Genomic DNA, 13,062 nt, shown 5'->3' with positions numbered 1-13,062 from the left:
CATCCGCCCTGCCCGACCTCCGGCGGCATGGCGCCGGCCAGGAGTTCGGACGCGGCGAACGCGCTCCCGAACAGCGCCATGGCTCCCGTGAGCACGAGATGGACAGCCAGGGCCGAACCCTGCCGTGGGGACGCAGGCACGACGCCGCCCTTCTCCTCGTGCGTGATGGGGTGCGCGAAGCTGACAGGTGAGGCGGCATCGCGTTGATCGCGTACGGATTCCGCCGGTTCAGCGTGCCTGACGGGTGACCGGGGAGTCCAACGACGGCGCGCCGGTGAACAAACCGAACTCGACGATGGATCCGAACCGCTGATCAGTGATCCCCGGCACCTGACGGACCTGGGCCATCGGCCAGTCCCTGGGCCGGGGACAGTACGCCGTGCCCGCGTACTGAGAAATGCGTCCGGTAGGGCCTGGCTCGTCTCCTCACCACCCATCGGCGTTCGACGCGCTGTCGGTGGCTGTCCGGGAATCCCCGGTCCTCGCCTGCGTCCACCTCAACAGCGACGGGAGGCGAGGCAGTGAACTGGCCACGTTTCCGGGATGCCTTGCGCGAATCGCTCACCTCCGGCCCCTCCATGACCGCCGGCCGGGTACCGATGATTTCCGGGTGGGGTCGGAGTCTGGAACACGAGTGACAGGCCGACAGGCGCTGCCGTACGGGGCGCGAGCGCGCACCCCGGCGGCCCGAGACCACGGAGTTCATCATGCGGCAGCTGGTAGCGACAGTGTTCAACTACTCACTCGACGGTCTGCTGGCCGACGAGGGCACCGACTTCTGGAAGTTCTGTTTCAGCCTGCCGGAGAACAGCTCGCCCGACGACCCGGCGTACCTCGACTTCATCCGGGGCGCCCACGCGCACGTCATGGGCCGTACCGCCTACGAAGGCATGGCCGAGGGCATGGCGTCCTCGCCCGACCACCCGTTCGCCGACATCCTGAACGCCGGGCGCAAGGTCGTCTTCTCCCGGACCATGAAGACGGCCGACTGGGCGCACACCACGGTCGTCTCCGGTGACACGGCGGAAGAGATCGACAAGCTCAGGGTCGGCGGCGACGGCTACGTCATCGTCTGGGGCGGCGTCACGCTCTGGCGGTCGCTCATGCGGCTCGACCTGATCGACGAGCTGCGGGTGGCCCTGTTCCCCTACGTCGCGGGGGAGGGGACCCGGCTGTTCGACGGCGTCCCCGCGTCGTACCAGCTCCGCCTGGTCTCCAGCACCGCCTCCGGCAACGGGATGGTCGCGCTGCGGTACCGGCGGCACCGCTGAGTTCTCGTGGATGCCATGGTGAAGCCGGGACGAGGCTCGCTGCTGTAGGGGAAAGGCGGGCTTCAGGTGGGCAGGTGCGGGCGGTAGGGTGGGTGCTGTGACGACGTTCCGGATCAGTGAGGCCGCGGCGCTGCTCGGGGTCAGCGCCGACACGGTCCGCCGGTGGGTGGACGCCGGCCGGCTGCGGGCCGAGCGCGACGACCACGGCCACCGGCAGGTCGACGGCGCCGATCTGGCCGCCTTCGCCCGCGCCCAGGTCGAGGCGGTCGAGTGCGGTCGTTCGTCGGCGCGCAACCACTTCCGCGGGATCGTCACCGAGGTGATCCGCGACGCGGTGATGGCGCAGGTGGAGATCGCCGCCGGGCCGTTCCGGGTGGTGTCGCTGATGAGCCGCCAGGCCGCCGACGAGCTGGGCCTGGAGCCGGGCGTGGTGGCGGTCGCCGTCATCAAGTCCACCAACGTCGTCGTGGAGGTCCCCGATCACGAACGCGTCGCCGGCCCGTTGTGAGGAGCGCCCCTTGGCCTTCAGTCGTCTTTCCCGGTGGGCGGTCGCCCTGCCCGTCGCGCTCGCGCTGGCGTCGGCGGGTTGCGGATCGGCGTCCGCCGGCGGTGGCGGGCAGGAGGTGACGGTGTTCGCGGCGGCGTCGCTGACCGGGACGTTCACCGAGCTGGGCAAGGCTTTCGAGGCCGCGCATCCGGGCACGACGGTACGGTTCAACTTCGGCTCCAGCGCCACCCTGGCGCAGCAGATCGTGCAGGGCGCCCCGGCCGACGTGTTCGCCGCCGCCAGCCCGGCCACCATGAAGACCGTCACCGACGCCTCCCTGGCCGCCGGGCCGGCCACGTTCGTGCGCAACAAGCTGCGGATCGCGGTGCCCGCCGGCAACCCGGCCCAGGTGGACGAGCTGAAGGACCTCGCCGATCCCGGGGTGAAGGTGGCGCTCTGCGCCGAGCAGGTGCCGTGCGGCGCGGCCGCGGCCAAGGCGCTGGACGCGGCCGGGCTCAGCGTCACCCCGGTCACCCTGGAGCAGGACGTCAAGGCCACGCTGACCAAGGTCGTGCTGGGCGAGGTGGACGCGGCGCTGGTCTACGCGACCGACGTCATCGCCGCCGGCGGCAAGGTGCGGGGCATCGCGTTCCCCGAGGCCGACCAGGCGGTCAACGACTATCCGATCGCCGTGCTGGCGAAGGCCCCGGCCGGTGACGCCGCCCGGCGGTTCGTCGAGCTGGTGCTGTCGGGGCAGGGCAGGGATGTGCTGACCAAGGCCGGCTTCGAGGCTCCCTGATCACGATGGGTTCGTCACCGGAGCAGGTCGATCTCCCCGCCGCGGGCCGGGAGATCTCCGGGCGGCTGCCGTGGATGCTGGTCGTGCCCGCGCTGGCGGGGCTGGTGTTCCTGGTGCTGCCCCTGGCCGGGCTGCTGGTCCGCGCGCCCTGGTCCACCCTGCTGGAGCGGCTGGCCGAGCCGCAGGTGCTGGAGGCGTTGCGGCTGTCGCTGGTGTCGGCCACCGTCGCGACCGTCGTGTGCCTGATCCTCGGGGTGCCGCTGGCCTGGCTGCTGGCCCGGGTCGAGTTCCCCGGCCGGAGGCTGGTGCGGGCGCTGGTCACCGTGCCGCTGGTGCTGCCCCCGGTGGTGGGCGGCGTCGCGCTGCTGCTGGTGCTGGGGCGGCGCGGGCTGGCCGGGCAGTGGCTGGAGGCCACGTTCGGCATCACGCTGCCGTTCACCACGGCAGGGGTGGTCATCGCCGAGGCGTTCGTCGCGATGCCGTTCCTGGTGATCAGCGTGGAGGGCGCGCTGCGCGGCGCGGACCGGCGGTTCGAGGAGGCCGCCGCCACGCTCGGCGCCTCCCGGTGGACGGTGTTCCGGCGGGTGACGCTGCCCATGGTCATGCCGGGGGTGGTCGCCGGGGCGGTGCTGTGCTGGGCGCGGGCGCTGGGCGAGTTCGGCGCCACGATCACGTTCGCAGGCAACTTCCCCGGCACCACCCGCACCATGCCGCTGGCCGTCTACCTCGCGCTGGAGACCGAGCCGGAGGCCGCGATCGTGCTCAGCCTCGTCCTGCTCGCGGTCTCCGTCGTCATCCTGGCCAGCCTGCGCGACCGGTGGGTGAGCGCGCCGTGACCCTCGACGCCCGGCTGGTGGTCACCCGGCCCGCCTTCACCCTCGACCTCGCCCTGAAGGTCGAGCCGGGGGAGGTGGTCGCGCTGCTCGGCCCCAACGGCGCAGGCAAGACCACCGCCCTGCGCGCCCTGGCCGGGCTCACCCCTCTGTCCGGCGGCCGGATCAGCCTGCGCGGCCGGCCGCTGCACGCCCTGCCCGCCGAGAACCGCCCGATCGGCATGGTCTTCCAGGACTACCTGCTGTTCCCGCACCTGAGCGCGCTCGACAACGTCGCCTTCGGGCCGCGCTGCCAGGGCGTCTCCAAAGCCGAGTCCCGCCGTACCGCTGCCGCCCTGCTGGAACGGGTCGGCCTGGCCGACCGCGCGAACGCCAGACCCCGGCAGCTGTCCGGCGGGCAGGCCCAGCGGGTCGCGCTGGCCCGCGCGCTGGCCGTGCGGCCCGAGCTGCTGCTGCTGGACGAGCCGCTGGCCGCGCTGGACGCCCACACCCGGCTGGAGGTCAGGTCCGGGCTGCGCCGCCATCTGGCCGACTTCGACGGCGCGACCGTCCTGGTCACCCATGACCCGCTCGACGCGATGGTGCTGGCGGACCGGCTGGTCGTCATCGAGAACGGCGCGATCGTCCAGCAGGGCCCGCCGGGCGAGGTCGCCCGCCGCCCGCGCACCGACTATGTGGCCAGGCTGGTCGGGCTCAACCTGTATCGCGGGGTGGCGGACAGGGGCCGGGTCAAGGTGGGCGAACTGCTGCTGCACACCTCCGAACGGCTGGACGGGCCCGCCTTCGTCGCCTTCCCGCCCGCCGCCGTGGCGCTCTACCGGACCCGCCCCGACGGCAGCCCGCGCAACCTGTGGCAGGCCACGATCGACGGCATCGAACGGCACGGCGACCACGTCCGCGTGCACCTCGACGGCCCCGTCACCGCCTTCGCCGACATCACCCCGGCCGCGCTCGCCGACCTCGACCTGACCCCCGGCCAGCGGATCTGGGCCTCGGTCAAGGCCACCGAGACCCACGCCTACCCGGCGTGAACCGGCGGCGGAAGCACCGCGCGGCAGGTGGCGGCGATCAGCTCGTCGACCACCGGCGGGGGTGATCGCCGCTCCAGCAGGTGGCGCCGGACCGCGCCGTAGGGGACGTCGATCACGGCGAAGAGCAGCCGTTCGCGGTCGAGGCCGGGGTGGCGGGCGGTGAAGGAGGCGAGCGCGTCCGAGAGCTGAGCGGTCAGCGTGCCGAGGTCCGCGCCGAGCTCGTCAGGCCAGCGGGCCGTCAGGTCCTGACGGCGATGCAGCAGCAGCACCGTGGCCTCCGCGGGGTGTTCGCGGCACCAGCGCGGCGTGTGCAGGGCGGCCGCCAGGGCGTCGTCGGCGGCCAGGGCCGCGGCGAACCCGTGCTGGAACCCGCTGACCACCCGCACCCACAGGGTGGCCAGCAGCAGATCGCGTGAGGCGAAGCGGTGGTACAGCGACCCGGTCGGGGCGCCGAGCCGGGCGGCGATGGCGTCCATGCGGGCGGCGCCGGGCCCGTCCTCGGCGATGATCGCCAGCGCGGTGTCCAGGATCTGATCCTGGCTGAACTTGGCAGGTCTTCCCAACGCCCATCTCCCACGGTAATAATGGCAACGTTCTAGAATGTAGTCTCTATTACGGGGGTGGCCCGTGTCCACAGCGTTCCATGTCGTCGAGCGGTTCTACCGCGCCGCCCAGGAGGGCGACGGGGCCGCGATCCTGACCCTGCTGCACCCGCGGTTCGAGGTGCACACCGCCCCGGGCCTGCCCTGCGGCGCCGGGGGCTCATTCCGGGGGCCGCAGGAGGCGCTCACCCGCGTCTGGGGAGCGGTCTACGCCCATTACGACACCGCTCCGTACCCGGAGTCGTGGCATGAGACCGCCGACGGGCTCACCGTGGTGACGGGCCACTACCGGGGCGCCGCTCGCGGCACCGGCCGCCCCCACGAGGCCGAGTTCGTCCACCTGTGGCGGGTCACCGAAGGACGGCTCTCCTGGCTGCACCAGTACACCGACACGGCGCGCTGGTACGAGGCGCTCGTGCCGGCGGCCGATCAGCCTGGGGTCTCGTCGTAGCGGGTGTAGAGGGCGGCCCCGGTCCGTGACGGGTCCAGCTCGGCCAGGATGGCGTCGCCGATGGCGGTGAGCTGGTCGATCTGCTCGTCGGTGAGCACGTCGACCACGTGGCGCCGGACGGTGACCGTGTGGCCGGGCGCGGCCTGCCGCACCTTCGCCCACCCGTCGTCGGTGAGCCGGGCGTTGATCGCCCGGCGGTCATCCGGGCAGGGGAGGCGCTCCAGGAGGCCGCGGCCCTCCAGGCGGGTCACCACGTGCGAGAGCCGGGGCAGCGTCGCGTTGGTCTGCCGGGCCAGCTCGGTCATGCGCAGGGTGCGGTCCGGCGCCTCGGACAGCATCGCCAGCGTGTAGTACTCGAACTCGGTCAGACCGGCGTCGCGCCTGAGCTGCGCGTCCAGGACCCCGGGGAGCAGTTCGAGCACCGCACGCAGGCGGATCCAGGCGCGCAGCTGCCTCCGGTCGAGCCAGGGTGTGTCCACGGTCGGTTCCTCGCCAGGAATAGTTGTAGCGACAAGTTTGCTCTTTCAGATACCCGTCGTGCGATAAATCAACTATCAAGGCAAGGAGCCCCGCCGTGACCGCACCCACCACGACCGCACCCACCACGACCGCAGCCGACGCCCGCATCCCCGCCGCGCACCCGTTCGCCGCGCACCTCAAGCGCGCCGCCGCCACCGAGGCCGCCGACCCGCACCGGCCGTGGACGGCGCATGACGGGCCGCTGCCCAGCCTCTACCTGTCGCACGGCGGCGGGCCCCTGCCCTTCCAGAGCCCCGAATGGCTCACCCCGCTGCACGACTGGGCCAGGTCCCTGCCCAAGCCGAAGGCGATCCTGGTCGTCTCCGCGCACTGGGAGTCCGCGCCCCTCTCGGTGAGCGCCGAACGTCCCGGTGAGCTGGTGTACGACTTCGGCGGCTTCGACGCGTTGTACTACACCTTCCGCTACGACACGCCCGACGCCGGAGAACTGGCGCGGCAGGTCGTCGGCGTCATGCCGGACACCGGGCAGGTGCACCGGCACACCAGCCGCGGGCTGGACCACGGCGCCTGGGTGCCACTGAAGATCATGTACCCGGCCGCCGACATCCCGGTGCTGCAGCTGAGCCTGCCCACCGAGGACCCCGACCGGCTGCTGGCCATCGGCGAGCGGCTGCGTCCGCTGCGCGAGCAGGGCGTGCTGGTGATCGGCTCGGGCCACATGACGCACGGCCTGCCGTACCTGACCAGGGAGATGTTCCAGGAGAACAAGGTGCCCGGCTGGTCGTCCGACTTCGACGCCTGGGCCGCGGACGCGCTCGCCCGCGGCGACGTCGCCGAGCTCGCCCGCTTCCGCACCCTCGCCCCCGGCATGCCGTACGCGCACCCGACCGTGGAGCACTTCACCCCGATCTTCGTCACCCTGGGCGCGGCCACCGACCCCACCGCGCCGGTGGTCACGACCCTCGACGGCTACGGCGTCGGCCTGTCGCGGCGCTCCTTCCAGGCGGCCTGAGCGCCCCCGGAAGGGGTCACGAGCGGCCGGGACTTGTTACCGGAGCCCATTCGTCGCGGTCGGTAATGCGGCGGGTAACAGAGCGCGATCACGATCCCCCCTAACGCGTCGGGGGGCGCATACCGTGACCAGCCGATGGGACCATCGCCATGCCGAACAGAGCCGTGCCGAACAGAGCCATGCCAAACCGGGTCATGCCGAACCGGGTCATGCCGAACCGGGTCATGCCGAACCGGGTCATGCCCACCAGAACCAACCGCCCCGCCCGCTCCCGACGGCTCGCGGCCGTCGCCCTGGCGGCCTCTACCTTGATCTCGATCGCGGCGTGCTCGGCCGAGGACGAGGTCGCGTCCGCCGCGCAGCCCGCCGCCTCGTCCGGCGCGGCTCCGCTCAAGCTCGTCGGCATCCTGACCGTGTCCGCGCCGTCCGTCGGGTTCCCTGACCAGGCGGCGGCGATCGAGGCCGCCGTGGCCGCGGTGAACGACGCCGGCGGCATCGCCGGGCGCAAGGTCGAGCTGACGGTCTGCAACGACCAGGCCGACCCCAACGTGAGCGCGAAGTGCGCTCAGGACGCCGTCGCCCAGGGGGCCATCGCCGTGATCGGCGGCCTGTCGGTCGGCGGCAGCGGCATGGTGCCCGTGCTCGAACAGGCCGGCATCCCGCTGCTCAGCCACCCGATCAACCCCCTCGAGTTCACCAGCCCCAACTCCTGGCCGATCCCCGGCGGCACGCCGGTGTCGTTCAGCGGGGCCGCGATCGGCCTGGTCAAGACCTACGGCTGCAAGAAGGTCGACGCGATCACGCAGTCGCTGCCGTCCTCGATCGCCTCGGCCGACTTCGCCGACGCGGGCCTGAAGTCGCTCGGCATGAAGCTGAACGCCAAGATCGCCGTGCCGACCACCAACGCCGACTACGGAGCCCCGGTCGCCCAGGTGGTGTCGAACGGCGCGGACTGCGTCGTGATCGCGCTGCCGCCGGGCGAGGCGGGCAAGGCGATCGCGGCACTCGGCGCCGGCGCGCCGGGGGTGAAGGCCGGGCTCGCCGCCGCGTCGCTCACCCAGGCGCTCATCGAGCAGGTGGGCAAGCCCGCCGAAGGCGTGCTGCTGTCCGACTCGTTCCTGCCGGTCAACAGTGACGAGCCCGGCATGGTCGCCTTCCGCGACGCGATGAAGAAGTACAAGCCGGACGCGAATCCGACGTCGGCCGGCGTGGTCGCGTGGTCGGCGGTGGCGGTGGTGAAGGCGGCCGCCGAAGCCATCCAGGGCCCGATCGACGCCAAGGCGATGCAGCAGACGCTGGGCACCCTCGACGCCGTCGAGACCGGTGTCGGACCGGCCATCGACCTCACCACGCCGCTCGGCATCAAGGACTTCAGCCGGATCCTCAACACCAACGTCGTCACGTACACGGTCAAGGACGGCACCTACGGCCCGGCGGCCGAGCCGTTCAGCGTGCTCGACGCCGTCAAGGCGGACGGGTGAGCCGGACCGGCGACCGGACGGAGCCGATCCTCGAGGCGGTAGACCTCGAGGTCGGCTACGGCCATCTCCCCGTGCTCAAGGGGGTGTCGGTGGCGGTGCGTCCGGGTGAGATCGTCGCGCTGCTGGGCGCGAACGGCGCCGGCAAGACCACGACCCTGCTGGCCCTGGCCGGGGTCCTGACGCCGATCTCCGGCTCCGTCCGGCTCGACGGGCGGCCCGCGCCCGAGGGGCTGCACCGCAGGGCCGACGCCGGCATGGCGCTGATCTGCGAGGACCGCTCGGTCTTCATGGGCCTCACCTGCCGGGAGAACCTCCGGCTCGGCCGCGGCGGCGTCGAGGAGAGCCTGGCGCTGATGCCCGAGCTGGAGCCGCTCCTGGACCGGAAGGTGGGGCTGATGTCGGGTGGCGAGCAGCAGATGCTCACCCTGGCCCGGGCGCTGGCCGGTGCGCCGAAGGTGCTGCTCGCCGACGAGCTGACCCTCGGCCTGGCCCCGCTCATCGTGGCCCGGCTGCTCACCGGTCTGCGCGCCGCCGCCGACCGGGGCGTCGGCGTGCTCATCGTCGAGGAACGGGTGCAGCGCGCTCTCCAGGTGGCCGACCGCGTCTGCGTGCTGCGCCGGGGAGAGATCGTGATCGAGGGCACGGCCGCCGAGATGGGATCGCGGCTGGCCGAGATCGAGGCCAGCTACCTGTCGGCGGCGTCCGAACAGGCCGACGACGCGCCCGCCGCGATCGGAGGTCACGGGTCATGAACGGCGCCATCCAGCTCGCGCTGGTCGGGATGTCGTCGGGGTCGCTCCTGGCGTTGACCGCGCTCGGCATCGTGATCGCCTACCGCGGGTCCGGCATCATCAACTTCTCCCACGGCATCGTCGGGACCGTCGCGGCGTTCGCGTACTGGGAGCTGAACGCGGGCCTGGCGCTCTCGCCCGTGCTCGCGGTGCCCGGCGCGCTGCTCGCCGCCGCGCTGTGCGGCTTCCTGACCTACCGGCTGGCGATCCAGCGCATGGCGCGCACGTCGACGCTCAGCCGCACCTGCGTCTCGCTGATCGTGCTCGTGGTCGTGCAGTCGGCGCTGACCTTGAGGTACGGCGCGGAGGAGCGCATCGTCCAGCCGCTCTTCCCCACCGATCCGGTGTCGCTGTTCGGGATCCACCTGGGCCAGGACCGGATCATCACCTTCCTCATCGCCACCGTGCTCGTCGCACTGCTCACCGTCTGCTACGGCCGCACCCGGTTCGGGCTGGCCACCTCGGCGCAGGCGGAGAACCCGATCGCGTCGGCGGCGCTGGGCGTCTCCCCGGTCCGGATCGCGACCGCCAACTGGGTGATCGGCTCGGTGTTCGCCGGGGTCGCCGGTGTCCTGCTCGCGCCGATCGTCGGGGTGCAGATCGTCACCCTGACCCACCTGATCGTCCCCGCGCTCGCCGCCGCGCTCATCGGCGGGCTGCGGTCGTTCCCGCTGACGTACCTGGGCGCCCTGCTCATCGGCGTCACCCAGGCCGAGGTGACCCGCTACGTGGCCACGCCCGGCTGGGCGGACGCGGTGCCGTTCCTGCTGATCGTGCTGGTGATGGTGTGGCGCGGCACGGGCGGCCGGATCCGCACGGCCCTCGTCGAGCGGCGGCCCAAGGTCGGCGACGGCCACGTCCGCCCGCTGATCCTGCTCGTGCTCGTCGGCGCCGCGATCGTGCTGCTCACGACGGTGTTCGACCTGTCGTACGTCACCGCGCTGACGATCACCTGCACGTACGGGATCATCCTGCTCTCCAGCGTCGTCATCACCGGCTACACCGGCCAGTTGTCGCTCAGCCAGTTCAGCTTCGCCGGCATCGGCGCGGTGATCACCGGGCTGTTGCTGACCCGTACCGGGATGCCGTTCCTCCTGGCGATCGCGCTCAGCCTGGTCGCGACGTTCGCCGTCGGCGCGCTGCTCGGCGTGCCGCTGCTGCGCACCCGCGGGGTGAACTTCGCGGTGGCGACGCTCGGCTCCGCCGTGGCGATCCAGGGCGTGCTGCTGCAGAACCCGACGTACTCCGGCGCCTACACGCCGCTGCCGGGGCCGCTGACGGTGTTCGGCTGGCGGGTCGACTCGCTCGTCCATCCCGAGCGCTGGGCGATCGTGTGCCTGGTCGCGTTCGTCCTCGCCGGACTCGTGGTCGCCAACGTGCGGCGCGGCCGCGTCGGGCGGCGCATGATCGCGGTCCGCACGAACGAGCGGGCCGCCGAATCCGTCGGGCTGAACCCGTGGCGGGTCCGCCTCTACGCGTTCGCCCTCTCGGCGGCGATCGCCGCGCTGGGCGGGATCCTCGTGGTGTTCCGGCAGCCGACCATGGTGTTCGAGCGGGGCTTCGCGGCCTTCGACTCGATCCTGGGCATGTCCCAGGTGGTCCTGGGCGGCATCGGATACATCGCCGGGCCGTTCCTCGGCGTGCTCGGGCATCCCGGCGGTTTCATCTCCACGCTGCTCGACTCGGAGAGCGCGACGACGCCGCTGTGGATCGCGCTCGTGGGCGGCGTGCTGTCCATCTGGTACCTGCAGGCGCGGCCGGACGGGGCGGCGGAGGGCCTCGGGCGGCACATCCACCTGCCCCGCAGGTCCCGCCCGGCTCCGGTGACCGCCGCCACCGCCGCCCCGCCCGCCCGTGTGCCGGGGCGGATGCTGCGAGGTCAGGGGCTGACGGTCGCCTTCGGCGGTGTGGTCGCGGTCGACGACGCCTCGCTGGACGTCGCGCCGGGCGAGGTCGTGGGCCTCATCGGGCCCAACGGCGCGGGCAAGACGACCCTGATCGACGCCGTCACCGGCGCGACCAGGCCGAAGGCCGGCACGGTCACGCTCGGCGACAAGCCGATCGGGTCCATGAAGATGTACCGCCGGGTCCGCGAGGGCATCGGCCGGTCGTTCCAGAGCCTCGAACTCTTCGACGACATGACCGTGGCCGACAACCTCAAGGCGTCGGTCGACGCCCGGTCCGGCAGCGCGTACGTGACCGACCTGGTCTGGCCGCGCCCGACCGCCTTCACCGCGGGGGCGCTCGCCGCCGTCGAGCTGTTCGAGCTCGGCCCCGACCTCGACCGGCTGCCCACCGAACTGCCGTACGGCCGCCGGAGGCTGGTCGGCATCGCCCGCGCGGTGGCCGCCGAGCCGTCCGTCCTCTGCCTCGACGAGCCCGCGGCCGGGTTGAGCTCGACCGAGTCGGCCGAGCTGGGCGTGCTGCTCCGGCGGCTCGCCGACGAGCGCGGCATGGGAGTGCTGGTCGTCGAGCACGACATGGAGCTGGTCATGCGGGTGTGCGACCGGGTGATCGTGATGGAACGCGGGCGGATCATCGCCGACGGCACCCCGGGCGAGGTGCGCCGTGACCCCCGGGTCATCGCCGCGTACCTCGGCGACGGGTCGGCGGAGGAGGAACCGCCGGAGCCGGGAGAAGCACCGGACGAGACCGTACGGACGAAAGAGGGAGCCGGGCAATGAGGTCGGACGATCGGATCGACAAGGCGCTCGCCCGCGCCGTCGAGCTGGGCGAGGTGGGCGTGCAGGTCGCGGCCTACCTGGGCGAGGAGCTCATCGTCGACGCGTGGACCGGCGTCGCCGACCCGCGGGACGGCCGGCCGGTCGACGGCGACACGCTGTTCCCTGTCTTCTCGGTGAGCAAGGCGCTGCTCGCGACGGCGATCCAGCTCCAGTGCGAGCGCGGGCTCGTGGACATGGACGAGCCGGTCGCGACGTACTGGCCGGAGTACGGGCAGCGGGGCAAGGAACGCATCACCGTCGGTCAGGTGCTCACGCACCGCGCCGGGGTGCCGCACATGCCGCCGGACCTGGACGCCGCCGGCCTGGCGGACTGGGACGCCATCACCTCCTGGCTCGCGGGCGTCGAACCGCTGCACCCGCCGGGCGAACGCTCCCTCTACCACTCGATCAGCTTCGGGCACATCCTCGGTGAGGTCATCCGCCGCACCGATCCGGGCCATCGCCCGTACGACCGGTTCCTCCGCGAGGAGCTGTGCCTGCCGATCGGCGCCGACGACGTCTGGGACGTGCTTCCCGCGGAGCACGAGCCCCGGGTCGCCCGGCTGACCTGGGGATCGAACCCGCCCAAGCGGGCGCCGATGACCGGCGTGCCGCTGCTGTCGATGCCGCCGGAGATCCGCCCGGACGCCGACCGCTGGAACGACCCCAGGTTCCGGTCGGCGTCGGTCCCGGCGGCCGGCGCGGTGATGTCGGCCCGGGCCGGCGCGCGGTTCTTCAGCCTGCTCGCCAACCGCGGCGAGCTGGGTGGCCGCCGGTACCTCTCGGCCGACCGGCTGCTCGCCCTGACCCGGCCGCGACCGGGCGCCGGCGAGTTCGACGAGGTCTACCAGGGCCACACCTGGATCGGCACCGGCGGCTTCTGGCTGGGCGGCGAGTCCCCGCCCGCCGACCCGCTGCTCGGCAGGTCGGAGCAGGTGCTCGCGCACGCCGGGGTGGGCGGGTCGATGGGCTGGGCCGACCTGGCGAGCGGCCTGGCCGTCGTCATCACGCACAACCGGATGTTCCTCGGCGCCGCGCCGGGCGCCGAGCCGTTCGTCCCGCTGGCCGATGCTGTGCGCGCGGTCGCGGGCGTGGAGTGAG

13 protein-coding genes are annotated in these 13,062 nt (G+C 72.7%); 11 read left to right on the top strand and 2 right to left on the bottom strand.

The window, feature by feature from the left end; all coding sequences use genetic code 11:
- Positions 1-707 precede the first annotated feature (707 nt).
- The 5 genes from ACGFI7_RS37330 to ACGFI7_RS37310 all read left to right on the top strand — a co-directional run bounded on the left by ACGFI7_RS37330 (position 708) and on the right by ACGFI7_RS37310 (position 4,421).
- Complete coding sequence (locus ACGFI7_RS37330) at positions 708-1,271, top strand: dihydrofolate reductase family protein (RefSeq protein ID WP_393413204.1); 564 nt, start codon at positions 708-710, stop codon at positions 1,269-1,271.
- A 97-nt stretch (positions 1,272-1,368) separates the two neighbouring features.
- Positions 1,369-1,779 (top strand): molybdopterin-binding protein, encoded by a 411-nt coding sequence (locus ACGFI7_RS37325; RefSeq protein ID WP_393413202.1) that lies wholly within the window; start codon positions 1,369-1,371, stop codon positions 1,777-1,779.
- Positions 1,780-1,789: 10 nt separating this feature from the next.
- Positions 1,790-2,557, top strand: coding sequence for a molybdate ABC transporter substrate-binding protein (gene modA / locus ACGFI7_RS37320; RefSeq protein WP_393413200.1), 768 nt, complete (start codon positions 1,790-1,792; stop codon positions 2,555-2,557).
- Positions 2,558-2,562: 5 nt separating this feature from the next.
- On the top strand, positions 2,563-3,393 hold the full coding sequence (locus tag ACGFI7_RS37315) for an ABC transporter permease (protein WP_393413198.1): 831 nt from the start codon (positions 2,563-2,565) through the stop codon (positions 3,391-3,393).
- The gene (locus ACGFI7_RS37310; protein WP_393413196.1) at positions 3,375-4,421 is read left to right on the top strand and encodes an ABC transporter ATP-binding protein; all 1,047 of its coding nucleotides are present in this window, start codon (positions 3,375-3,377) and stop codon (positions 4,419-4,421) included. Before ACGFI7_RS37315 ends, ACGFI7_RS37310 begins: the two co-directional genes overlap by 19 nt.
- Here ACGFI7_RS37310 and ACGFI7_RS37305 read toward each other — a convergent pair.
- Complete coding sequence (locus tag ACGFI7_RS37305) at positions 4,409-4,984, bottom strand: TetR/AcrR family transcriptional regulator (RefSeq protein WP_393413194.1); 576 nt, start codon at positions 4,982-4,984, stop codon at positions 4,409-4,411. The two genes, ACGFI7_RS37310 and ACGFI7_RS37305, sit on opposite strands and share 13 nt — an antisense overlap.
- A gap of 64 nt (positions 4,985-5,048) precedes the next feature.
- Here ACGFI7_RS37305 and ACGFI7_RS37300 point away from each other — a divergent pair, with 64 nt between their 5' ends.
- Entirely contained in the window at positions 5,049-5,474 is a 426-nt protein-coding gene (locus ACGFI7_RS37300; protein WP_393413192.1) for a nuclear transport factor 2 family protein, read from the top strand.
- Here ACGFI7_RS37300 and ACGFI7_RS37295 read toward each other — a convergent pair.
- Entirely contained in the window at positions 5,453-5,953 is a 501-nt protein-coding gene (locus ACGFI7_RS37295) for a MarR family winged helix-turn-helix transcriptional regulator (protein ID WP_393413190.1), read from the bottom strand. The two genes, ACGFI7_RS37300 and ACGFI7_RS37295, sit on opposite strands and share 22 nt — an antisense overlap.
- Positions 5,954-6,048: 95 nt before the next feature.
- Here ACGFI7_RS37295 and ACGFI7_RS37290 point away from each other — a divergent pair, with 95 nt between their 5' ends.
- The 5 genes from ACGFI7_RS37290 to ACGFI7_RS37270 all read left to right on the top strand — a co-directional run bounded on the left by ACGFI7_RS37290 (position 6,049) and on the right by ACGFI7_RS37270 (position 13,061).
- Positions 6,049-6,966, top strand: a complete 918-nt coding sequence (locus ACGFI7_RS37290) for a dioxygenase (protein ID WP_393413188.1) — start codon at positions 6,049-6,051, stop codon at positions 6,964-6,966.
- 179 nt (positions 6,967-7,145) lie between these two features.
- Positions 7,146-8,447: an ABC transporter substrate-binding protein gene (locus tag ACGFI7_RS37285; RefSeq protein WP_393413186.1), complete on the top strand. Its 1,302-nt coding sequence runs from the start codon at positions 7,146-7,148 to the stop codon at positions 8,445-8,447.
- Entirely contained in the window at positions 8,444-9,199 is a 756-nt protein-coding gene (locus tag ACGFI7_RS37280; RefSeq protein ID WP_393413184.1) for an ABC transporter ATP-binding protein, read from the top strand. Before ACGFI7_RS37285 ends, ACGFI7_RS37280 begins: the two co-directional genes overlap by 4 nt.
- Positions 9,196-11,922 (top strand): ATP-binding cassette domain-containing protein, encoded by a 2,727-nt coding sequence (locus ACGFI7_RS37275; RefSeq protein WP_393413182.1) that lies wholly within the window; start codon positions 9,196-9,198, stop codon positions 11,920-11,922. Before ACGFI7_RS37280 ends, ACGFI7_RS37275 begins: the two co-directional genes overlap by 4 nt.
- Complete coding sequence (locus ACGFI7_RS37270; protein WP_393413180.1) at positions 11,919-13,061, top strand: serine hydrolase domain-containing protein; 1,143 nt, start codon at positions 11,919-11,921, stop codon at positions 13,059-13,061. The genes ACGFI7_RS37275 and ACGFI7_RS37270 overlap by 4 nt, the downstream gene beginning before the upstream one ends.
- Position 13,062 lies beyond the last annotated feature (1 nt).

This window comes from Nonomuraea sp. NPDC048826, from assembly GCF_043198225.1.
Classification (GTDB): domain Bacteria; phylum Actinomycetota; class Actinomycetes; order Streptosporangiales; family Streptosporangiaceae; genus Nonomuraea.
This window is presented reverse-complemented; position numbering and strand designations above follow the sequence as displayed.

Coding starts and splice junctions, on each gene's coding strand:
- ACGFI7_RS37330 (WP_393413204.1), top strand. CDS start 708: ATGCGGCAGCTGGTAGCGACAGTGTTCAACTACTCACTCGACGGTCTG.
- ACGFI7_RS37315 (WP_393413198.1), top strand. CDS start 2,563: ATGGGTTCGTCACCGGAGCAGGTCGATCTCCCCGCCGCGGGCCGGGAG.
- ACGFI7_RS37270 (WP_393413180.1), top strand. CDS start 11,919: ATGAGGTCGGACGATCGGATCGACAAGGCGCTCGCCCGCGCCGTCGAG.
- ACGFI7_RS37275 (WP_393413182.1), top strand. CDS start 9,196: ATGAACGGCGCCATCCAGCTCGCGCTGGTCGGGATGTCGTCGGGGTCG.
- ACGFI7_RS37285 (WP_393413186.1), top strand. CDS start 7,146: ATGCCAAACCGGGTCATGCCGAACCGGGTCATGCCGAACCGGGTCATG.